Here is a 21,389-nt window from a genome sequence, read left to right as displayed (position 1 = left end):
ACCTCCCGGTTCAGTGTCGGGGCCTGCGGCGGTCGTCCGATCGGCCGGGCTGCCTGCAGCCCGGCCGATCGCCGTCGCGTCGGTCTCACGGACTGTGGCGCCCTGTGTGCCGGCACATGGTCAGGGCTGTAGTCGCCATTGCTGGCAGTAGTTGTTCAGCCAGGTCCACAGCCGTACGTCGGTGCCGTCGGTGCTCGCGCAGTTGGCCACGTCGGCAACCTTGCCGCTGTTGGGGTTCTGCAGGCGCGTCCATCCGCTGTCGGTGTCGGTGAGGGTCCAGCGCTGGCAGGCGTTGTCCAGCCAGGCCCACTGCTGGATGTCCGTGCCGTCCGAGGTGCCGCAGTTGGAGACGTCGAGGGCCTTGTTGCTGTTGGTGTTGATGATCCGGCTGGTGCCGTCGCCCAGCGCTTCGACCCGCCAGCGCTGGTTCGTGCCGCCGGTGCAGGTCCACTGCTGGACGTTCGCTCCGTTGTCGCTCGACCAGCCGTTCACATCCAGGCACTTGCCGGTCGCCCGGTTGACCAGCGTGAAGTCGTTGGGGGTGTAGATGAAGCCGATCTTGTCGACCTCGTCGCCGGTGCGGCCGTGGAAGCCGGAGATCTGCCAGCCCGACGGTGCGGTGCGTGTGACGCAGTCGGATGTGGTGGCCCCGCCGGCCAGGGTGCGGCCCAGGTTGGTGGTGAACTTGACGTAGAAGACGCGGGTATGTCCGTCGTGCTCGGCGCGGCATAGATACGCGCTCGTCACGTACTCGGTGCTGCCCAGGGTCAGTGACGCGGCGTCGCCGCCTGTCCCGCCGTGCTTGAGTGTCGTGCCGTTGCTCAGTGTGACACCGACCTGGTCGACACGGGCGCCGGTGCGGATCGAGATCGCGGTCGCCTGGGCACCCCACGGCACGCTGTCGACGTCGTCGAAGTAGTCGCCGTGCGGGCCGCCGAACTGCTCGCTGAACTGGTAGGCAGGGTTGGTCTTCCAGGTGAATCCGGCCGTGATCGGGTCGTGGTCGGAGAGCATCAGCCCGTCGGAGTTCAGGAACTTGGCGTGCTCGTTGTTGTAGGACGTCGCGTTGAGGGTGACGAACTTGCTGCTGCGGTAGAGGATCTTGTCGACGACCTCGCAGGTGTTGGTCACGGCGGACTCGTCGCAGAGCAGCGGGTCAGTGCCCTTGGCAGGGGCGACGCCGCCGTGCTCCAACTGCACCCAGGCGTCGGTGAGTCCGTTGTTCGAGGCGAACTCGGCGATGGTGTCGGCGGAGCGGGTGTAGCGGGTGTTCGTGTCGCCCATCACCACAACAGCGTTGCCTGCCGAGTGGGTGCTGATGAACGAGGTGAGCTGGCTGAGGTTGTCCGCGCGGGAGGCCTCGTCGCCGTCGTTGGTACCGGCGTTGGTGTGCAGGTTGTAGAAGTCGACGTACACGCCCTCGGAGAGGCGCTCGCGCATGAACGTGAAGCCCTTGGGGGTGAGGCAGTCGCCAGAGTCCAACTGGCAGGAGTTCCAGTGGACGCGCTCGAAGTCGTCCCCGTCCCAGGCGTAGTTGGAGACCGTGTTCAGGCCGCTGCCGATACCGGCGCCACCACTGGTCGCGGTGCGGTAGGGGTGGGTGTCGGTCGAGTACAGGTAGGCGTGGTAGTTGAAGTCCTCCTGCACGTTCACGATGTCGTACGGGGCGATGCGTCGGCCGATTTCCGTCGTGCTGGTGTCGCGAGGGGTGTCGGCGCTCGACAACGCCTCGGGGAGACCCGCGACGTTGTACGCCAGCACACTGAAGCTGCCGGAGTCCACTGCGGCGGCCGGGGTCGCCGCAGCGATGGTCATCCCGGCCAGGCCGGTGAGCATGAGGGCTCCGGTCGCCAGACCGGAGAACAGTCTTCGCATCGATTTCCTTGTTGGCATGGTGCACACACTCCGCAGACTTGTACAGCGCATGCCAAATTGAGCCTCGGGGCATACGCCGTTCAATTCAGAGGCGTTCACGGGGAGCGGAAAGGGGGAGGTCGACATGCCCTCTGCCGAATGCGGAGGTATGCCGGTCGGCACTGTACCCACCGGTAGCCATCCCATGAAAGAGCCCGTCACAGCTTCGTTCGAACTCACAGGTTCGTACGTGAACGACTGGAATCCCCTGGGAGGACAGCGAGTTGGCGACCAGGGTCGCACAGGTGCAACCCGCATTCATCCAATGAAATCATCACGCCTTGGTACTGCCGAATCCGTGCACGAGGACTGAACTGACGGTCGTCGGGCTCTCGAAGCCATCGCGGTGTACGCCTATATCCGAGCCGACACGGTTACCGCGTGACCGTGAGCGGGTCGGACGCCGTGGCCCAAGGGGATTTGCCGCTGGTCTTCCTCGATCTGAACGGCGCAGTCGGGGGCTACGTGGATGACCGACCGTAGGAGGGTGCACTCGCGGCTGAGGAGGCCTGGCGGAGCGGTGTCTCCCCGGCCGTGGTCGGCGCGGTGGTTTGCTCGCCTGTGCCCGGGACTCCGCAGGGGGCGCGGGGACACCGCCGACCACCGGGCCGTAGTCCCCGGTTCCTGCTCCCGACGCGCGGTGACAGATCGTCTTTCAGTCCAGCAGCCTCAGTGATTCGTGGTCTGCCGCATGCGGCCTGCCTGACGCCCTGGTCGAGTGGGTCACGGCGGCATGGAACCGGATCGGAACCGCCCTCACCGCAGGCGGCATCTCGGCAGAGCGGTTCGCCGAGGTCGAGTGCGAGACCTGGAAGCGCCTGGACCAAGCGGCCCCGCGCGTACGCGACCACATGGCCGACTACAGCGACGGACGCCTCATCCCCTGCCGCCGTCGTTAGCGGACGTGGCTCGACGTCCTGGGCGCCTGAGGTGTCTGTCTGAGGTTTCTCCCCGGGCGAGGAACAACCGGTTTCACCTCGGCACGGCTTGTTCGGCCCAGATGGTCTTGCCTGTGGCGTGATGGCGGCTGCCCCAGCGCTGGGTTAACTGGGCGACCAGGAGCAGGCCGCGGCCACCCTCGTCGTAGGTGCGGGCGCGGCGCATGTGGGGAGAGGTGCTGTTGGAGTCGGAGACCTCGCAGATCAAGGTGGCATCGTGGATGACGCGCAGGCGGATCGGCGCCGCGCCGTGGAGGATCGCGTTGGTGACAAGTTCGCTGACGACGAGTTCGGTGGGGAACTGCAGGTCGTCCAGGGCCCATGCGGTGAGCTGATCGGCCACTGCGTGGCGGATGCCGGCCACTGCGGCGGGATCGGCGGGGACGTCCCAGGTCCGGACGTGGGAGGGGTCCAGGGCGCGGGTGCGGGCCAGCAGGAGGGCGACGTCGTCCCGGGCGCCGCCGCCGGGGAGCAGGTCGCGCAGGATGGACTGGCAGGCAGCCTCCAGCGGGCCAGTCGCTGCGGACAGCGCGTGGGCCAGGAGCGCGCGGCCCTCGTCGATGTCGCGGGCCCGGTCCTCGACCAGGCCGTCGGTGTAGAGGGCCAGCAGCGTGCCCTCGGGCAGTTCGCGTTCGACCGCCTCGAAGGGCAGGCCGCCGACGCCCAGTGGCGGTCCCGGGACGAGGTCGTCGGCGAACTCGACGCTGCCGTCCGGCAGGACGAGCGCGGGCGGCGGGTGGCCAGCGGCAGCCATCGAGCAGATGCGGGAGACCGGGTCGTAGACCGCGTAGAGGCAGGTCGCTCCGACGTCGCCGGCGGCCTCACCGATGTCGGACTCCTGGGCGAGGCGGATGACCAGGTCGTCCAGATGGGTCAGCAGTTCGTCCGGCGGCAAATCGATGTCCGCGAGAGTGCGCACGGCTGTACGCAGCCGTCCCATGGTCGCGGAGGCCTGGATGCCGTGGCCGACCACGTCGCCGACGACCAGCCCCACGCGCATGCCGGACAGCGGGACGACGTCGAACCAGTCGCCGCCGATGCCGCTGTGCGGTGCGGCCGGCAGGTACCCGGACGCGGCCTCAACCGCGGTCGGGCTGGGCAGCGACCGGGGAAGCAGGCTGCGTTGCAGAGCGAGGGCCGTCTCGCGTTCGCGGGTGAAGCGGCGGGCGTTGTCGATACAGACGCCGGCCCGCGTCGTGATCTCCTCGGCGAGCAGGACGTCGTCCGCCACATACGGCTCGGGGTGCCTGTTGCGGTAGAAGACGGCGACGCCGAGGGTGGTACCACGGGCCCGGATGGGTACGGCCATGATCGAGTGCAGCCCGTACGTGTGCACGATCTTGTCCCGTGGGGAGCCCTCGGGGGGCCAGCCCTGTGCGTTGGCCCCCGCCATCGACTGGATCAGCGGGCGGCCCGCGGTCAGGCTGAGCGCCTGCGGTGAGGAGGGCTCGTAGGTGTCCGTATGACCGGGTGCGAGCACGGCCTCCGGACATCCGTCGGTGATCGAGAGGTGCGCCGCCCGCAGCAGCGTGATGTCCGCGCCCACCGGGCCGAGCCGCGGTTCTCCTCCGCCGCCGGAGACCTCCAGCAGGTCGACGGTGACGAAGTGCGCCAGGTCGGGCACGCACACCTCGGCCAGCTCCTGCGCCGTGCGGGTGATGTCGAGGGTCGTGCCGATACGTGCGCTGGCGTCGTTGACCAGTTGCAGGCGCCGTCTGCCGAGGAACCGCTCGGTGATGTCGTGCGCGGTCAGACACACCCCTCGCACCACGCCGTCCTCGTCGGTCAGCGGGGTCAGATGCGCCGACCACGCGTGCTCGCGGGCCTCCCCCCGGTGCGCATGAACGTCTCGATGTCCTCGCGCCGACCGCTGCGCACGACGCGCAGCATGTCCCGTTCAAGATCGACGCTCTGGGGCTTGCCGCCGATCTCGGACAGCCGCAGGCCGCGGATCTCCTCCTCCGGCAGCCCGATGACCCCGGCCATGGCGTCGTTCACCGTGATCAACCGCAGCCGGTTGTCGTAGACCGCGACCGGGCACGGTGACCGGACGAACGCCCACAACGACGCGTCGTCCCCGCGCAGAGCGGGCTCGGCCTGCGGCAGGGCGCTGATCAGCAACCAGTCGCTGCAGGCACTCTTGTCCGGGTCCGTCCGGTGGGCCAGAAGCCGTGCGGAGACCGCGCGGCCGTCACGGTGTCGCAGTACGAGGGTGCCGTTCCAGCGGACCGACCCGGACGCGGACAAGGCGACGGGCGGCTCCCCCACGAGGAGTTCCGCGACGCGCAGCCCGAGTGCCTCCTCCGGAGCGTGGCCGAGCAACTGCCGGGCGCCCTCGTTCCAGGCAGTCACGATGCCGCGCGCGTCGACCACGGCTCGCGCGGTGGCCGCCTCGTCGAACGGGTTGTCGTCCTGCCGCGTCATGCACGCCACCCTCGTCCCGCGAAATAACAGACAGACCGTCAGTCTTGTCTCCCTTCCTACGGTTCTCAACCCGTACACCACTCACGCCGCCGGCAGGCGGTACACCCGTCCCGGTAGGGAGTGCGGGGACGACCGCCGCCGGTGCGACCCATCCCCGTTCTCCGGTCACCGTTGCGACTTCTGGTGCCCGGATACGTATCCCGCCCTGGGCTGGTATCTCGGGAGGTTCACGCGATGGATGAGGGGTTCGACCTTGACTGAACCGATCGACCACCACTGGGATGTGCTGGGACTGTCTGCCTTCGAAGGCGACCTCCACCGTGAGGTGCTGCTGTTTCCTGCAACGGGGGTGCAGGGGTGGGCCGCGGACCTCAAGGTCACGGTCGGACGGGTGCCGCAAGGGGCGGACCAGTTGCGGCGGCTGGGCCTGGTCGTCCGCGAGACGCCGGGATCGAACGTCGCCACGATCGTTCGGTCTGGTCGGGTCAGCTGTCCGGGGCTCCGTCGTCGGCCGCTGCCTGGTCGTTCGCGGGTTGAGCGGCGTTCTGCAGCCAGGTGAGATGTTCGGTGAACGCCACGCGGCCCTCGGGGGTGAGTCCGAACCAAGTTCGTGGACGTCGTCCGACAGCGCCTTTGCGAACTTCGAGGTAGCCGACGTCCTCCAGGATCCGGGACTGTTTGGACAGCACCGAATCGCTCACCCCCACGGTGTCCCGCACGACGGCGAACTCCACCCACTGCGGGCCGGCGGCGAGCAGTCCACAGATCGACAGCCGGGTCACCGGATGGATGATCTCGTCGAGCCGCCCGCGTCCTTCGGGTCTGGTCATCGCGCTACCGCTCGACCTTGCCGGATGTCGTGCCGGATCGCCGCGTTCTGCCACAGCAAGATGCCCACCATCGCCGCCACCGCGACGATGACCAGGACGATCGCGGGCGCGATGTGTCCTCTTCCGAGGAGCGCGTGCTCGCCCGCGAGGGATGTCAGTGCCACCGCGAAGGTGACCCACAGGACGGGTCGGGCCGCCGGGTAGGTCGTGCTCCGGCCCCGGTACTTCACCCCGGTGGTGCGATCCAGAAGGTGGTTCAGGCCTATCTGGGTCAGGATCAGCACCGGCGACGAGCCCTGACTCACGCCGTCAGAGATGTACCCCGGCTGAAGGAACGGCAGCGCCAGCACCGCGGTTGTCAGCACCGCGGTCGCCGCCAGATACCACCACGGAAGTCTCAGACGCTGAGCCAACGCCGTCCGTTGCTGTTGAAGCTGATGCAACTCCCGCGAATCGTCGTTCATGACAACCCCCACCACGTGGCATGTACTTTCCATGATGGAAACTACATGCCCAAGTAGGGGAATGTCGAGCGGTTCGTCGCCCACTCCGCCTCAACTGCCCGCACTCGCCATGCTGTTGTCTATGAGCTGCTGCACACGCTCAGGCGCGTAGATCCCGTCCACCAGGAGCTGCGACAGCCCCATGACCCCGGCTCGCGGATCCAGAGCGCTGCGCACCTTCTGGAGGTTGCGCGTGGCCAGCGGCAGCGACCGGCGGTAGACGACCTCGCGGATACCGGCGAAGAGCTACTCGACCGCGTGGGCGAGCTGGCCGCCGATCGCGATGACGCGCGGGTTGAACATGTTGACCGCGTCGGCGATGGCACCGCCGAGGATGCGGGCGGCGCGACGGGCCAGGCGTACGGCTGTCAGGTCTCCGGACCTGATGAGTCGCACGGCGTCGTTGAGAGTGCCGATGTCGCGCCCGGCGTCGCGCAGATCACGGACGACGGCCCAGCCACCCGCGTACGACTCCACGCATCCTGTGTTCCCGCAACGGCAGACGGGCGGCTGCGCGACATCGTCGACGATCACCTGGATATGACCCACATCGCCGGCCGCGCCGCGGTGCACACGCCCGCCCGCGATCATGCCCGTTCCGACGCCGGTGCCGATCTTCACCATGGACAGGTGGTCGACGTCCGGGTAACGCAGGCGCCGTTCCCTGACAGCGGCGTCTCACACCAGAATCCCGCCCAGCACGATGTCGAGCATTCCACCGAGCCGTGTGCGCAGGTCGAAAGGCGGCGGTTCCTGCGTGGTCCAGCGGAGGACGCCCGCAAAGTATCCGGCCGCGATGAGCGAGCCCGCTTCGCCGGGATCGATGCCTGGGCGCACCTCTCCGCCCCGTGCCCCGTCCTCGATGATGCGGGCGAGTTCCCGCTCCGGGGCCGGGTCTCGCAGGAGTTGGCCGCACCGGGCGGAGGCCTCCATCAGGACGACCGTCTCCGTGCGCGACTCGATGTTCAGCGTCGCCATCTCGTCGATGTAACGCCGCAGGCGCTCCCCCACCGACAGGTCCTCCGCGTGTTGCTGACGCAGGATCTCCACCACCCTGGCCCGGCGCCGGGCCCCCCACTCCTCCAGGATGCCCGCCTTCTGGGCGAAGTGGTTGAACACGGTGGCCCGTGACACGTCGGCCCGGTCCGCGATGTCCTCCATCTTGGTGGCCTCGTAGCCGCCGCTGACGAAGAGGTCGATGGCGACGGCGTACAGGGCGTCGTGCGCTTCCCGCCGTCGCCTTTCCCTGCGCCCGAGGCTCTCGGGACGTGCTTCCGGGCTCTTCATGTCCTCACAAATATCACGCCGCGCACGGCTCTTGACCGCCCTCCTTCACAGGAGTTAGATGCGAGTCTAATGATGGACTCAAGTCCAACCACCTCGATCGACGGTGATCGGGAGAGGAGGCAGGGTGGCTTGCCGTACCGCCTCCCAGCACATCCGGCTGCGCGGCGGATGTCACGCCTGGCTGCAGGCCGAGGGCGGATGGGGCATGAGCAATGCCGGACTCATCGCCGGACGCGGGGAGGCACTGCTCGTCGACACGCTCTACGACCTCCGCCTCACGAGGAGGATGCTCAAAGCCTTCGAGGCCGTCACCGCTCGGGCTCCGATCACCACGGTGGTCAACACCCACGGCAACGGCGACCACTGGTTCGGCAACCAGCTGGTCGAATCAGCCGAGATCATCGCTTCGCACGCGTCACTCACCGACATGCGTCAGGTCCAACCCGCCGATATGACACGGCTGTTGGCCGCGGACACGGCTGCCGGACGCTTCGCCCGGCAGATCTTCGGCGCCTTCGACTTCGCCGGAATCCGCCCCGTCCTGCCCGGCCGGCTCTACGACCGTAACCTCACCCTCGACATCGGTGGCGTCTGTGTACGGCTCATCGACGTGGGCCCCGCGCACACCGCCGGCGACACCGTGGTCCACGTGCCGGAGGCCCGGACCGTCTACACCGGCGACATCGTCTTCTCCGGGAGCACTCCGGTCGTGTGGCACGGCCCGTTCGACAACTGGGTCGCCGCCTGCGATCTGATCACCGGCCTCGGCGCCGAGACCATCGTCCCCGGCCACGGCCCCGTCACCACCCGGGCCGCGCTACGCCGAACACGTGAATACCTGGAGTACGTCCACAGCGAGGCGAGCGTCCGCCACGCCGCCGGGATGACGGCCCAGGAGGCCGCACACGACATCCCGCTCGGCTCGTTCGCCGGCCTCGCGGAGAGCGAACGCCTCGCCGTGAACGTGCACACCGTCTATCGCGAGCTCGACCCGGAGCTGGCGCCGCTCGACGGCCCTCAGCTGTTCGGCTGCATGGCCGAGCTCGCCTGCCCCCAGTTCTTGCTCTGAGCCGCCGCGCCCCGCTCCCCGCCGGGCGCCTCATCCAGGAGGAGACATGGTCTCCAGTTCCGCTCGACCCCGGCCCGTCATCCCGCCCAGGACACGCGTTTCGGGCCACCACACCGGCACGCTGATCGCGGGGTGCCTCGCCGTCTGCCTGGCCCAGATCGGGCTGGTACTCCCGGCCGCGATCAACGGCGTCATCCAGCGCGGCCTCCAGACCTCGGGTGCCGAACTGACCTGGATCAGCGACGCGTTCATGGTCCCGGCTGCTGTGCTCGCCCTGACCTTCGGTGTCCTGGGCGATCTGTACGGCCGTAAGAAGCTGCTCGTGTCGGGCGCCGCGGTCGCCGCCGTCGGCTATCTCGTCTCCGCCACCGCCGACACACCGGGGTGGCTGATCACCGGTCAGGCGTTGTCCGGCCTCGGCGCCGCAGCGCTCTTCCCGGCATCCCTGGCGGTGATCACTGCCGGGACCACCACGCCCGCCGCCCGGGCCCGGGGTCTCGCCTCCTGGACGACCGCGCTGTCCCTGGGCGCCTTCATCGCCCCTCTCCTGTCCGGCGCGATCGTCCAACACACCTCGTTCCACTGGGCGTTCGCGGCGGTCGGGATGCTCGCACTGTGCACCGCAGTGGCCGCGTGGTTCCTCGCGTCGGAGTCCAGTGCGCCTGAGGGACGTGCCCTGGACTGGCCGGGCCAGATCACCCTCGCCCTGTCACTGCTGTGCCTGCTCTACGGCATCATCCAGGGCCCCAGCGACGGCTGGAGCTCAGGTCCCGTACTCGTGGCGTTCATAGCGGCCGCGGCGCTGCTCGTCCTCTTCGTCCGGTGCGAGACCCGGTCGACCGCTCCCATGCTGCGCCTCGACCTGTTCCGCATACCAGCCTTCGCTGCCTCCACGGCCGCGACCGTGATCGGAATGTTCGGCTTCCTCGGCGGCGCCTACGACCTGAGTATCCGACTGGGCGTGATCCAGCACCAAAGCCCCCTGCACGCAGCCGTCCCCTTCCTGGTCATCCAGGGCGTCACCCCGCTCATCTGGCCCCTGCTGGTCCGGCTGCTGCACCGCACCGGTCCCGGGCCGATGCTGGTCGGTGGCTTCCTCTCACTGGCCACAGCCCAGCTCTGGCTGCGGGCCGTACCCGTCGACGAGCACGGCCTCCTGCCACTGCTCGGCCCGCTGATCCTCAACGGTTTCGGCTTCGGCCTCGCCGTCGCCGCCCTGACCGCCGCCGCGGTCAACGTCGTCCCCCAGAAACTGACCGGCATGGCCACCGCCACCACCAGTCTCGTGCGCGACCTCGGCCAAACACTCGGCCCAGCGATCGTGGGCGCCGTCGCCCTCAGTCTGGCCGCCGCGCAGATCACCACGCACCTGGCCGACGCCGGCCTGTCCCCCGCCGAGCACAGCACCGCGCAAGCCGTCCTCGCCCAGGGTGGCCCCATCGCCGTACACACTGCCGAACTCGGCCCGCTCAGCGCCAAAATCGCCCCGATCACCCAGCAGGCACTCGCCGACGGCTACAACACCGGGCTGCTGCTCACCGCGGGCGCCTGCCTGCTCGCGGCCACCATCTGCGCCGTGTTCATCGGCCTGAAGCCCCAGAGCGCCCAACTCACCACCCCCGGGAACTGAACATGCGCTACGCCACCTTCGAACACGGCGGAACCCGCCTCTCCGGCGTCCTGTCCGACTCGGGCGACGAAATCCATCCGTTCCCCGCGGGCACCCATCTGCTCCACCTCATCGAACAGGGCGGCCTCGCACTACGGCAGGCCGGAAGCCGGGCGCTGAACACCGCCGTGCCGCTGAATGTCACAGACGTGCGGCTGCTGCCTCCGATCCAGCCACCGACCATCCGCGACTTCATGACCTTCGAGCAGCACCTCGAAGGAGTCGCCCAAGGCTTCGGGGACACCGTTCCTCAGGAGTGGTACGCCCAGCCCGCCTTCTACTTCACCAACCCCTACTCCGTGATCGGCGCGCACGACGATGTCCCCGTGCCACCCGGCTGCAAGCGCTTCGACTTCGAACTGGAGGTGGCGGCGGTCATCGGCAGGCAGGGCCGAGACCTCACCCCGCAGCAGGCCAGGGAGCACATCATCGGCTACACCATCCTCAATGACTGGAGCGCCCGCGACCTGCAGAGCTTCGAGATGCGGGTGAAACTCGGACCTGCCAAGGGCAAGGACTCCGCGACCACTGTCGGCCCCTGGCTCGTCACCGCCGACGAACTGGACGCCCATCGCGACGCCGAGGGACGGCTGGCACTCAAGCTCCGCGTCGAAGTCAACGACCACACCATCGGATGGGACAGTCTCGCCAGCATGGCATGGACGTTCGAGGAGATGGCCGCCTATGCCTCCCGCGGCACCGAGGTACGCCCCGGCGACATCCTGGGATCCGGCACCTGCGGAGGCGGCTGTCTCGCCGAACTGTGGGGCCGGCGCGGCAAGTTGGACCCACCCCCGCTCGTTCCCGGCGACACGGTCACCATGACCGTGGAGGGAATCGGAACCATCAAGAACACCGTGGTGGAGGGCGGATCACCGGTGCCGGTCCGGCGGGCGCGGCCGTGGACGGCGTCGTCCAGGACACGGGCCCTCGGCTGACACACGGCGATGCCCGCCCTGCCGGACTCGGCGAAGGCGGGCATTCCTGTGATCGTCGTGACCTTGGTGAACCTGGCAGAGATGCCGGGTGCGGGGGCTGACTCCCGTACTCGGAACCCCGCAGGCGGTCAGGCCGCTTTCTCGCGGGCGGTGCGAGCAGCAGTGGCCAGGTCCATGTCGGTGGTCTCCGGTGCCAGGAACTGGGACACCAGGCCGCCGACGGCGAGTACGCCGGCGCCGACCAGGAGGACGAATTCCACGCCGAAGCGGTCCAGGCCCATCGGCAGCAGGAAGGTGCCGATGGCGGCGCCGACCCGGCTCATCGCGGTGGCGAAGCCGACGCCCGTGGTGCGCAGCGAGGTGGGGAAGACCTCCAGGGGGTAGACGGCCGTGAGCGCGCTGGAGGCGGCGTTGAGGAAGATGAAGAAGAGGAAGCCGCCGACGATGACGGGGGTGGAGGTGGGAAACACCGCGACCAGGGCCAGGCAGCCGGCTGTGATCCAGAACGGCGGGATCAGCAGCTTGCGGCGCCCGATGCGGTCCACGACCAGGCAGCCGACGGTCACTCCGGCGACAGCGGTGAAGGAATAGACGAGCAGCGCCGCGACCGCGTTGTCGCCCATGTGCAGGGCCTCGAAGACCTGCGTCCAGAAGGTGCCGATCGCGAAGTACGGCAGGACGAGCGCGGCCCAGAAGACGCTGGCGAAGACCGTGCTGCGCAGGTGCCGTCGGCTGAACAGGGCGCGGAATCCCTCCCGTTGGGTTTCCGCGCGCTCTTCGAGCTCCGCGTCGACGTCGACCTCGATGCCGTACTTCGCGATCAGTGCCTCGGCCTCCTCGCGGCGGCCCCGGCTGAGCAGCCAGCGTGCCGACTCCGGGATTCCGCCGCGCAGGGACACGCACACCACGGCGAGCACCGCGCTGCTCGCGAGCGACCAGCGCCAGCCCCCGTCGACGTCCGCGAGCAGGGCGCCTACGACGGTCGCCGCGGCGTAGCCGAGGTACCAGCTGATCTCCAGGCTGGCCAGCAGCCGGCCGCGTCCCTCCCTGGGCGCGTACTCCGAGAGCAGCGGCGCGCCGATCGCGTACTCGCCGCCGATCGCGATGCCCATCAGCAGACGGATCAGGAACAGCTGAAGCCCGTCGGTGACGAAGAACTGAAGGACCGAGCCGACCAGGAAGATCACCATGTCGGCGAGGAAAACGGGACGCCGTCCGAACCGGTCGGCGAACCGTCCGAACAGCGGGCCACCGACGAAGATACCGATCAGCGGTGAGGCCCCGACCAGGCCCTCCATCAGGGTGGAAAGATGCAGATCGGCGGTAAGGGCCGTCATCGCCATCCCGATGCCGCCGATGATGTAGCCGTCGATGCCCTCGCCTATCTGGGTGGCCAGCTTCAGCTTGGTGTGCAGCCGACGGCGTTCGCGTGCGCAGGCCACGTCAGCGGTCGGTGGGGTGTCCGATCGGGGGTTCTCGGTCGCAGGCGTCGTTGCCATGTGCGGTCCTTGTCTTTTCGGTGTCACCTCCAGGCCGCGGCGACGCCGGGCCCGGACGGGAACAGAGCGGGGGAAGAGCTCAAGGGAACGGGGGCGGGGAAGGGATGCAACGGGGACGGGGACGGGGCGGGAGTGGTCAGTTGGCTGTCGGCCAGTCGAGAGCGATGTACTGCGTCTCGAGGAACGCCTCGATGCCTTCGCGGCCGCCCTCACGGCCCAGCCCGGACTGTTTGACGCCCCCGAACGGTGCGGCCGGGTCGGACAGCAGGCCACGGTTCAGGCCGACCATGCCGGCCTCCAGCCGCTCGGCGATGCGCAGCGCGCGGGCGACGTCGCGTGAGTAGACGTAGGAGGCTAGGCCGTGGACCGTGGCGTTGGCGCGGGCCAGCATCTCGTCCTCGTCGGTGAAGGTCGTCAGGGGCGCGACGGGACCGAAGACCTCTTCGTGGAGGATGCGGGCGTCGTCGGGCACGTCGGTGAGGACCGTCGCCGGTTGAAAATGGCCTGGGCCGTCGGGGACGGTTCCGCATGCGGCGACCTTCGCGCCGCGGGTGACCGCGTCGTCGACGAGACCGCGAATCTTGTCGACGGCCGCCTTGTTGATCATCGGTCCGAGGGTGACACCGTCCTCAAGCCCCGGTCCCGCTTGCGAGGCGGCCATGGCTGCGCCGAACTTCTCGGTGAACTCGGCGGCGACGGACGTATGGACGTAGAACCGGTTGGCGGCGATGCACACCTCGCCGCCGCCCCGCATCTTGGCGTCCATCGCGCCCAGTACGGCGGCGTCGACGTCTGCGTCCGCGCACACGATGAAGGGGGCGTTGCCGCCCAGCTCCATGGTCACGTTGACGACATTGGCCGCGGCCTGTTCGAGCAGGAGCCTGCCGGTGGCGGTGGAACCGGTGAAGGAGAACTTGCGGACCCTCTCGTCACCGAGCCAGACGGAGACGACCTCAGGGGCGCGGTCGGTGGGCAGGACGTTGAGCAGTCCGTCGGGCAGCCCGGCCTCGGCCAGCAGCGCGGCGACGGCGAGCGCGGTGAGCGGGGTCTCCGGCGCGGGCTTGAGGAGAACCGGACAGCCGGCGGCGAGCGCCGGGGCGATCTTGCGGGCGGCCATGGCGGCCGGGAAGTTCCAGGGCGTGACGAAGGCGGTGACACCAACCGGGTGCTTGCGTACGACGTGGCGGTAACCGCCGCCCGGGGCGTCCGCGAAGGACGAGCCGATGCGTACCGCCTCCTCGGCGAACCAGCGGAAGAACTCGGCCGCGTAGCCGACCTCGCCCGCCGCGTCCCGGTAGGCCTTGCCGTTCTCCGCGACGATCAGGCGGGCGAGGGTGTCGGTGTGCTCGCGCATCAGCGTGAACGCGGTGTGCAGGATCTCCGAACGGCGCCGGGCCGGGGTCGCACGCCACTCGGCGGCCGCGCTCTGGGCCGCTTCGATCGCGGCGAGCGCGTCGGCCGCCCCCGCCGCGGACACCTCACGGACCAGTTCACCCGTGGCGGGGTCGTACACGGGGAAGGCCCGTCGGTCACCCGCCTCGCGCCAGCGGCCACCGATGAACACATCGCCTTCGGCGAGCGGCGCCTTGGCGAGGGTGTCGATGCCGACGAAGGTCATGAGCTGCTCTTTTCTCCGTTCCGGACGGGGGCTCGTCCGGTTCGCGGTGAATTTACGAGCGCGTCACACGGCCGACAAGCCTGCTCCTCGGATCGCAATGAGGGTTGTTGTCAGAGCAACTCGGCGATCATGCAAGGGAGTACGACGACCGCTGCGGCGGGCCTGCGGAGTCACGTCAGGCGCGTCCTGGGCGACGGCGCCCTCCGGGGCTCCCACCCGAGAAGGGCCGAGACGCGGGCCGCCGCGGCGGCGGTCGTCCGGCCGGCCTCGTCGAGGCGGTCGCCGAGCCGGGGCTTCGGCGCGGAGATGTTGATCGCGGCCACCACGCGGCCACGGAAGTCCCGGATGGGCGCCGAGACGCCCACCAGACCCGTCTCGAACTCCTCGCTCACCCGCGCGTACCCCTGTCGGCTGGCCTCGTGGATCAGCGCCCAGAGGTCGTGGACCGGCATCTCACTGGTCGTACCGAAGCGCACGTACAGCTCGTCGGGCGTGGCGTCGGCGAGCAGGACCCGACCGGCCGAGGTCTGCCAGGCGGGCACTCCGCGCCCCTCCCAGCCGTGCGCTCGGAAGGAGTGACCGGAGACCGAGAGCAGCGTCAGCACCTCACGGTCGCTGAGCACGCACAGGTGGCTGGTCTCCTCCAGATCCGACGAGAGTGCGTGCATGACGGGCTCGGCCATGCGCACCAGCCGGTTCTCCGAGGTCCGCGCGACCAGCGAGAACAGCCGCCAGCCCAGGCGGTACTCCAGTGTGTCGGCGTCGCGCTCGACGATGCCCTCCGCGGCCAGGGCCCTCAGCGCCCGCGACACCTGTGTCTTCTCGCGGCCCACCAGCTGCGCGAGGCGTACGACGCCGAGCCCGCCGGCGTTCTGCGCCTCGTCGGAAGCCAGCGCCTCCAGCAGGGCGATGTCGCGCCGCAGACCGTGACCGCGAGGGCCGGCGGAGGGGTCGGGAGCAGACGGCGGCGGGTGTGTCACGCGCGCCATCCTAGGCGGCCTCTGGTCCAGCGGAACCCCAGGTCAACGCGGGAGTTGTCATGAGAGCAACCGGCATTTCGATTCCTGCTGTTGCCTTGCGGGGGCTGGGCGGCGGATCTAGATTCGCCGCATCGGGCCGGATGAACTGCACCGAATGCGGAGTTCGTCCCGGTGCCCCCATGAACCCACTTCCAGAGGTCCAGGAGTCCCGATGTCCTCCCCCTTCGCCGCGACCACACTCATCGGCGAGTCCTTCGTCGGTGCGGGCGCCAACGCCGCGCACACGAACATCGTGATCGGCCGCAAGGGCGGTCCGGTCGAGACGGCCTGGGCGACGGCGCTGGCCACGCCGAGCGCCGGGCACGTGCCGTTCATGACGGTTGTCCGCCCGTCGGTGCCGGTCAAGCCGCTGACCCTGTTCGTCAACAAGGCCGCCGCCGGCAGTGAGCTGCACCAGCGGGCCACGTGGGGGGCGGCTCAGGCGGGCCTGGCGCAGGGTGTCCTGGACGCGGTCGAGGAGGGCCTGCTGCCCGCCGAGGCGGCGGACGACCTGCTGATCATCGCCGCCGTGTGGGTCAACCCGGAGGTCGACGACCTCGACGTGTCCTTCCGCAACCAGCGCGCCGCCGGCTGTGGCGCCGTCCGCGCCGCCGTCACCGGCAGCCCCACGGTCGCGGACATCCACGACGCGGCCAAGGACGGCCCGGCCAATCCCTTCTACACGCCGTCCGCGGAGGCTCTCACCCGATGAAGATCACCGAAATCACCCTGGACCGGCTGCGGTTGGAACTGGACCCGCCGTTCCGGGCCGCCTGGGACCCCGAGCCGCGTCGCCACTTCGACGCCACGATCGTCCGCGTCCACACCGACGAAGGCATCACCGGGATCGGCTCGGGCGACCTGATGGACGGCTTCGAGACGTACCAGCACCTGTTCGTCGGCGAGGACCCGCTCGACATCACCCGGCACGTCAGGGCCATCGAGACCGCCAACTTCCACGGCGCCTACTACTGGCCGCTGGAAGCCGCACTGTGGGACGTCATCGGCAAGGTGCACGGGCGGCCGGTGTCGGAACTCTTCGGCAACTCGGCGCGCAAGCTGCCCGCGTACGCCTCCTCCGGCGAACTCAAGTCACCCGAGGAGCGTGTCGCGACCGCGCTCAAGGTGCGCGAGGCGGGCTTTCGAGCGATGAAGATCCGCATCGACCGGGACCGGGTCGACGAGGGTGTCGCCGCGGTGCGCGCCGTACGCGAGGAACTGGGCAAGGACTTCGAGATCATGGTGGATCTCAACCAGTCCTGGCGGATGGCCGGTGACACCGCGAACGCCTCGGACCTCGCCACAACACGCAAGACCATCGCACGCCTCGCCGAACTGGACGTCTTCTGGGTCGAGGAGCCGCTTCCCTACGCCGACCTCGACGGCTTCAAGCGGCTGCGCGCCGAGAACCCGGGCGTGCGCATCGCCGCGGGCGAGATGCACCACTCCCCCACCGAGCTGCTGCGCTATCTCGAAGAGGACGCACTGGACATCTACCAGATGGACGTGGTCCTGGCGATCGGCATGCATCGCGCCCGCACCCTGGCAGAGCTGGCCCAGCTCAAGCACCGGCACTTCACCCCGCACAGCTGGACCAACGGCATCGGCGTGCTCGCCAACCTGCACGTGTCCGCGGGTGTCGGCGGCGGCCCCTACTTCGAGTTCCCCTACGACCCGCCCGGCTGGACGCCCGAGCGCCGCGACTTCATGCTCGCCGAGCCGGTCCGCGTCAACTCCGACGGCGACCTCGAAGTGCCGGACAAGCCCGGCCTCGGCGTCGAGCTGGACGAGGACGCGATCGACCGCTGGAGGATCAAGTGACGTACAGCATCGAGGAGTTGCTGGCCCGTTCGCACGACGAATGGCTGACTGCGGCAAGCAAACTCACTTTCGAGACCCGGCTGTTCATCGACGGCGACTTCACTGAGGCCGCGTCGGGCGACACCTTCTCCACCGTCTCGCCGCGCGACGGCACCGTCCTGGCCCATGTGCAGGCCGCCGGCGCGGAGGACGTCGACCGCGCGGTACGTTCCGCCCGCGCCGCCTTCGAGGACGGCCGCTGGCGCGACCTGGCACCCAGGGAACGCAAGCGCGTCCTGCTGAGCTGGGCCGACCTCGTCCTGGAGAACGCCGAGGAACTGGCCCTGCTGGACACCCTGGAGATGGGCAAGCCCATCACCGAGTCGGTACGGATCGACGTGGCCAAGACCGCCGAGACGATCGCCTGGTACGCGGAGGCCATCGACAAGACGTACGACGAGGTCGCCCCGACACCGGCAGACGCCCTCGCCCTGATCACCCGCGAACCGCTGGGCGTCGTCGGCGCGGTCGTGCCCTGGAACTACGCACTGCTGATCGCCAGTTGGAAACTCGCTCCCGCTCTGGCGACCGGCAACAGTGTGGTGCTCAAGCCCGCCGAGCAGACATCGCTCGCGGCCCTGCGCCTCGCCGCACTCGCCACGCAGGCAGGCCTGCCGGCCGGTGTCCTCAACGTCGTCCCCGGCCGGGGGGAGATCGCGGGACAGGCGCTCGGCCGTCACCCCGAGGTCGACAAGATCGCCTTCACCGGCTCGGCGGAGGTCGCCTGCCTGTTCCAGGTCTACGCCGGAGAGTCCAACGGCAAGCAGGTCGCCGTCGAGGCAGGCGGCAAGTCACCCCAACTCGTGCTGGCCGACGCCGACATCGAGACCGCCGCGTCCGCCGTGGCCTGGGGCATCTTCTACAACGCCGGACAGACCTGCAACGCCGGCTCCCGTGTCGTCGTGCACTCCTCCGTCAAGGACCAACTCCTCGACGCCGTACGCAGGATCACCACCGAGACCTTCCGGATCGGCGACCCGCTCGACCCGGGCACGGTGATGGGGCCCATCGTCGACAAGGGCCAGCTCGCCAAGATCCTCGGTTACATCCAGCGCGGCAGGGAGGACGGCGCGACCGTCTTCCTGGGAGGCAGCCGCATCCTCGCAGACTCCGGCGGCACCTTCGTCGAGCCGACCGTCCTCGACGGCGTCGACAACACCTCGGTGGTCGGCCAGGAGGAGATCTTCGGACCGGTCCTCGCCGTGGTGTCCTACGACGGAGACGTCGACGAAGGTGTACGCCTGGCCAACGAGAGCGACTTCGGACTCGTCGCCTCGGTCTGGACCCGGGACGTCACGGTCGCTCACCGCACCGCGCGGCGACTGCGGGCCGGGACCGTCTGGATCAACACCTTCGACGCCAGTGACGTCATCACGCCCTTCGGCGGCTTCAAGGCCACCGGCGCGGGCCGCGACAAGTCGCTGCACGCCCTGGACGCCTACACCGCGCTCAAGACGACCTGGATCAACCTGGCCTGAACGGCCGCCACTTCACCTTCCTGACACCTACAGAGCCGTAGCGAGGACAACGATGAGGATCGGATTCATCGGCCTGGGCAACATGGGACGCCACATGGCCCGCCACCTGATCCACGCGGGACACCTGGTCACCGTGCACGACATGCGGTCCGAGGCCGCGAGCGAGCACCTGGCGCTGGGCGCCCACTGGGCCGACACCCCGGCGGCGTGCGCGCACGACGCCGAGGTGCTGATCACCATGCTGCCCAACCCCCGCGTCGTCGAGGACGTGCTGCTTCGTGGCGGGGCCGCCGAGGCGCTTCCCGAGGGCGCCCTGTGGATCGACATGTCCACCTCGACACCGGCCGCCGCCGACCGCGTCGCCGCAGAGGTGCTCGACCGGCGCGCAGTGCGTCGCCTGGACGCGCCCGTCAGCGGGATGGCCCGGGGCGCCGAGGCCGGGATGCTCCAGATATTCGTGGGCGGCACCGCGGACGACTTCCGTATGTGCCTGCCCGTCTTCGAAGCCATGGGCGACCCCGGCAAGGTGCTGCACGTCGGCCCGCTGGGCGCCGGCTACACAGTCAAGCTCATGATCAACCTGCTGTGGTTCAGCCACCTCGTGGCAACCTCCGAGGTACTGGCCATGGGCGTCAAGGCGGGCGTGGACCTGGGCGTGCTGCGCAACTCCCTGCTCGCCAGCCCGGCCGCCTCCCACTTCCTTGAGAACGACATCCTGTGCGTACTCGCCGACGGCGACTACGACGACTCCTTCGCCATGATGCTCGCCTGCAAGGACCTGGGCCTGGCCGTCGACCTCGGGCGCGACCTGGGCGTGGCCACGGAACTGTCGGCGCTGGTCGAGCAGATCTACCGCCGCTCCAAAGCCCAACACGGCGACCTGGCAGGCGAGATGAGCCCGGTGCGCCTCTACGAGGCCCTGGCGGGGCGGGAGTTCCGCCTCCCGCACCCTTCCGCCGCCCCGGACGGTGCCGCTCTGAGCACCGTCTGATCCCCTCCGTCCGCCGGGCCGGCCAGGGACGGCCACCCGGCGGACACCTCATCCCACCTTCCCGCTCCCTCTCGCACCACATCTCCAGGAGCCGTACACCATGGGCGAGTTCACCCCCAGCCAGCTGACCATCGACCCCACCTGCCGCATCGAGTTCGGGCCCGGCCGCATCGGACACCTCCCCGAACTGGTCTCCTCCCTCGGCATGAACCGCGTCTTCCTGGTGACCGACCACGGGCTGCGGGCCGCCGGGATCGTGGACCAGGTACTCAAGGCTCTCGACGCGGCGGGCATGGAGTACGGCGTGTACGACGGGGTCGGCGCCAACCCCTCGACCGGCAACGTCGACGAAGGCGCGGCGAAGGCACGCGCCTTCGGACCCGCGGCCATCGCCGCACTCGGCGGCGGCTCGGTCCTCGACGCCGCCAAGGGCATCTCGCTGCTGGCCGGCAACCCCGACGCGGCAGCCGCAGACGCCGACGCCCTCTGGGAGTCGCTCGACGGCCTGCCCGTGATCGCGATCCCCACCACCTCGGGCACCGGAGCGGAGACCAACGGCTTCGGCGTCATCGAGGACACCGCCGCCTGCCGCAAGGTCTACATCGGCCACCCCTCGGTCAAACCCCGCATCGCACTCCTCGACCCGGAACTCACACTCGGCCTGCCCGCCCGTATCACCGCCGCGACCGGTATCGACGCCCTGGTCCACGGCATCGAGTCGCTCGCCTCCCGCAGCGCCAACCCCGTCTCCGTCGCCTACGCGACCCAGGCCGTCGCCATGGTCGGCCAATGGCTGCCCGCCGCCCATCGCGACGGCTCCGACCTGGAAGCCCGCGCGCAACTGATGCTCGGCGCCCACCTGGCCGGCCAGGCCCTCACCATCTCCGGCCTCGGACTGGTCCACGGCATCGGCCACGCGCTGACCGCCCACACCGGCACGCCACACGGCGTCGCCCTGGCCGCCGTACTGGAAGAGGTGCTGGAGTTCGGCGCACCGGCCGCGCAGGACGCCTACGAGCAGGCGGGCCGGGCCCTGCGTCTCGCCCCGCCCGCCGACGGCGACTGGCCGACGGCGACGATCGAGGCCGTACGCGCGATCTCCGGCGCGCTCGACATCAAGCAGCCGCTGCGCGACCTCGGCGTCCGCCCGGACATGCTGCGGCCCATCGCGCAGGGTGCGCTCGCCGACGCCGTCACGCGCAACACCCCTCTGCTGCCGACCGAGGAGCAGGTTCTCTCGATCCTCCAAGCGGTGCTCTAGTACTGCAACGACACTCCGTGATGCCCTCTGCCTTTGTAGTGGCTGATGCGAGCTCGGGCTTGGCTTCTTCGCCGCCATAAGGACCAGGCGA

At 69.5% G+C, this 21,389-nt stretch carries 16 protein-coding genes and 3 pseudogenes; 8 read left to right on the top strand and 11 right to left on the bottom strand.

From position 1 onward, the window contains the following. Positions 1–120 precede the first annotated feature (120 nt). The 8 genes and pseudogenes from ACIRRY_RS48325 to ACIRRY_RS48290 all read right to left on the bottom strand — a co-directional run bounded on the left by ACIRRY_RS48325 (position 121) and on the right by ACIRRY_RS48290 (position 7,896). Positions 121–549, bottom strand: a complete 429-nt coding sequence (locus tag ACIRRY_RS48325) for an RICIN domain-containing protein (protein ID WP_403986455.1) — start codon at positions 547–549, stop codon at positions 121–123. After that, a pseudogene (locus ACIRRY_RS48320) lies at positions 541–1,875 on the bottom strand (jacalin-like lectin); the annotation flags it as partial. The pseudogene ACIRRY_RS48320 and the gene ACIRRY_RS48325, both read right to left, overlap by 9 nt. A gap of 1,011 nt (positions 1,876–2,886) precedes the next feature. Then, positions 2,887–5,276: pseudogene (locus ACIRRY_RS48315) on the bottom strand (SpoIIE family protein phosphatase). A gap of 485 nt (positions 5,277–5,761) precedes the next feature. Beyond that, positions 5,762–6,106, bottom strand: a complete 345-nt coding sequence (locus ACIRRY_RS48310; RefSeq protein ID WP_403986351.1) for a transcriptional regulator — start codon at positions 6,104–6,106, stop codon at positions 5,762–5,764. Next, positions 6,103–6,570, bottom strand: coding sequence for a hypothetical protein (locus tag ACIRRY_RS48305; RefSeq protein ID WP_403986348.1), 468 nt, complete (start codon positions 6,568–6,570; stop codon positions 6,103–6,105). The genes ACIRRY_RS48310 and ACIRRY_RS48305 overlap by 4 nt, the downstream gene beginning before the upstream one ends. A gap of 90 nt (positions 6,571–6,660) precedes the next feature. Then, complete coding sequence (locus ACIRRY_RS48300) at positions 6,661–6,786, bottom strand: hypothetical protein (protein ID WP_403986345.1); 126 nt, start codon at positions 6,784–6,786, stop codon at positions 6,661–6,663. Between the two features lie 69 nt (positions 6,787–6,855). Further along, a complete protein-coding gene (locus ACIRRY_RS48295; protein ID WP_403986452.1) occupies positions 6,856–7,239 on the bottom strand; it encodes an ROK family protein in 384 nt (127 codons plus the stop codon). A 48-nt stretch (positions 7,240–7,287) separates the two neighbouring features. Continuing rightward, positions 7,288–7,896 carry a TetR/AcrR family transcriptional regulator gene (locus ACIRRY_RS48290; protein ID WP_403986342.1) on the bottom strand — a complete coding sequence of 203 codons (609 nt, stop codon included), beginning with the start codon at positions 7,894–7,896 and terminating at the stop codon, positions 7,288–7,290. A 124-nt stretch (positions 7,897–8,020) separates the two neighbouring features. Here ACIRRY_RS48290 and ACIRRY_RS48285 point away from each other — a divergent pair, with 124 nt between their 5' ends. The 3 genes and pseudogenes from ACIRRY_RS48285 to ACIRRY_RS48275 form a co-directional block, all read left to right on the top strand. Continuing rightward, positions 8,021–8,965 carry an MBL fold metallo-hydrolase gene (locus ACIRRY_RS48285; RefSeq protein ID WP_403986339.1) on the top strand — a complete coding sequence of 315 codons (945 nt, stop codon included), beginning with the start codon at positions 8,021–8,023 and terminating at the stop codon, positions 8,963–8,965. A 46-nt stretch (positions 8,966–9,011) separates the two neighbouring features. After that, positions 9,012–10,595, top strand: a complete 1,584-nt coding sequence (locus ACIRRY_RS48280; protein ID WP_403986336.1) for an MFS transporter — start codon at positions 9,012–9,014, stop codon at positions 10,593–10,595. Positions 10,596–10,597: 2 nt separating this feature from the next. Then, a pseudogene (locus ACIRRY_RS48275) lies at positions 10,598–11,552 on the top strand (fumarylacetoacetate hydrolase family protein); the annotation flags it as partial. Between the two features lie 148 nt (positions 11,553–11,700). Here ACIRRY_RS48275 and ACIRRY_RS48270 read toward each other — a convergent pair. From ACIRRY_RS48270 to ACIRRY_RS48260, 3 genes are all read right to left on the bottom strand, one after another. Further along, positions 11,701–13,071 carry an MFS transporter gene (locus ACIRRY_RS48270; RefSeq protein WP_403986333.1) on the bottom strand — a complete coding sequence of 457 codons (1,371 nt, stop codon included), beginning with the start codon at positions 13,069–13,071 and terminating at the stop codon, positions 11,701–11,703. Positions 13,072–13,207: 136 nt separating this feature from the next. Further along, positions 13,208–14,689 carry an NAD-dependent succinate-semialdehyde dehydrogenase gene (locus tag ACIRRY_RS48265; protein ID WP_403986330.1) on the bottom strand — a complete coding sequence of 494 codons (1,482 nt, stop codon included), beginning with the start codon at positions 14,687–14,689 and terminating at the stop codon, positions 13,208–13,210. 170 nt (positions 14,690–14,859) lie between these two features. Beyond that, on the bottom strand, positions 14,860–15,669 hold the full coding sequence (locus ACIRRY_RS48260; protein WP_403986327.1) for an IclR family transcriptional regulator: 810 nt from the start codon (positions 15,667–15,669) through the stop codon (positions 14,860–14,862). A gap of 211 nt (positions 15,670–15,880) precedes the next feature. On the opposite strand from ACIRRY_RS48260, the gene fae reads away from it, so the two are divergent. From fae to ACIRRY_RS48235, 5 genes are all read left to right on the top strand, one after another. After that, entirely contained in the window at positions 15,881–16,420 is a 540-nt protein-coding gene (gene fae / locus ACIRRY_RS48255) for a formaldehyde-activating enzyme (RefSeq protein WP_403986324.1), read from the top strand. Continuing rightward, positions 16,417–17,529 carry a mandelate racemase/muconate lactonizing enzyme family protein gene (locus ACIRRY_RS48250; protein ID WP_403986321.1) on the top strand — a complete coding sequence of 371 codons (1,113 nt, stop codon included), beginning with the start codon at positions 16,417–16,419 and terminating at the stop codon, positions 17,527–17,529. The genes fae and ACIRRY_RS48250 overlap by 4 nt, the downstream gene beginning before the upstream one ends. Further along, positions 17,526–19,046, top strand: coding sequence for an aldehyde dehydrogenase (locus ACIRRY_RS48245; RefSeq protein WP_403986318.1), 1,521 nt, complete (start codon positions 17,526–17,528; stop codon positions 19,044–19,046). Before ACIRRY_RS48250 ends, ACIRRY_RS48245 begins: the two co-directional genes overlap by 4 nt. A gap of 52 nt (positions 19,047–19,098) precedes the next feature. After that, the gene (locus ACIRRY_RS48240) at positions 19,099–20,037 is read left to right on the top strand and encodes an NAD(P)-dependent oxidoreductase (protein WP_403986315.1); all 939 of its coding nucleotides are present in this window, start codon (positions 19,099–19,101) and stop codon (positions 20,035–20,037) included. A 100-nt stretch (positions 20,038–20,137) separates the two neighbouring features. Next, entirely contained in the window at positions 20,138–21,298 is a 1,161-nt protein-coding gene (locus tag ACIRRY_RS48235) for an iron-containing alcohol dehydrogenase family protein (RefSeq protein ID WP_403986312.1), read from the top strand. The last annotated feature ends 91 nt before the right edge of the window (positions 21,299–21,389 follow it).

Origin of the sequence: Streptomyces sp. NPDC101776 (assembly GCF_044766845.1) — a bacterium.
In the GTDB taxonomy this organism is placed as follows: Bacteria; Actinomycetota; Actinomycetes; order Streptomycetales; family Streptomycetaceae; genus Streptomyces.
Note: the sequence above shows the minus strand (reverse complement) of the source record. Positions and strands in the feature narration are given on the sequence as shown.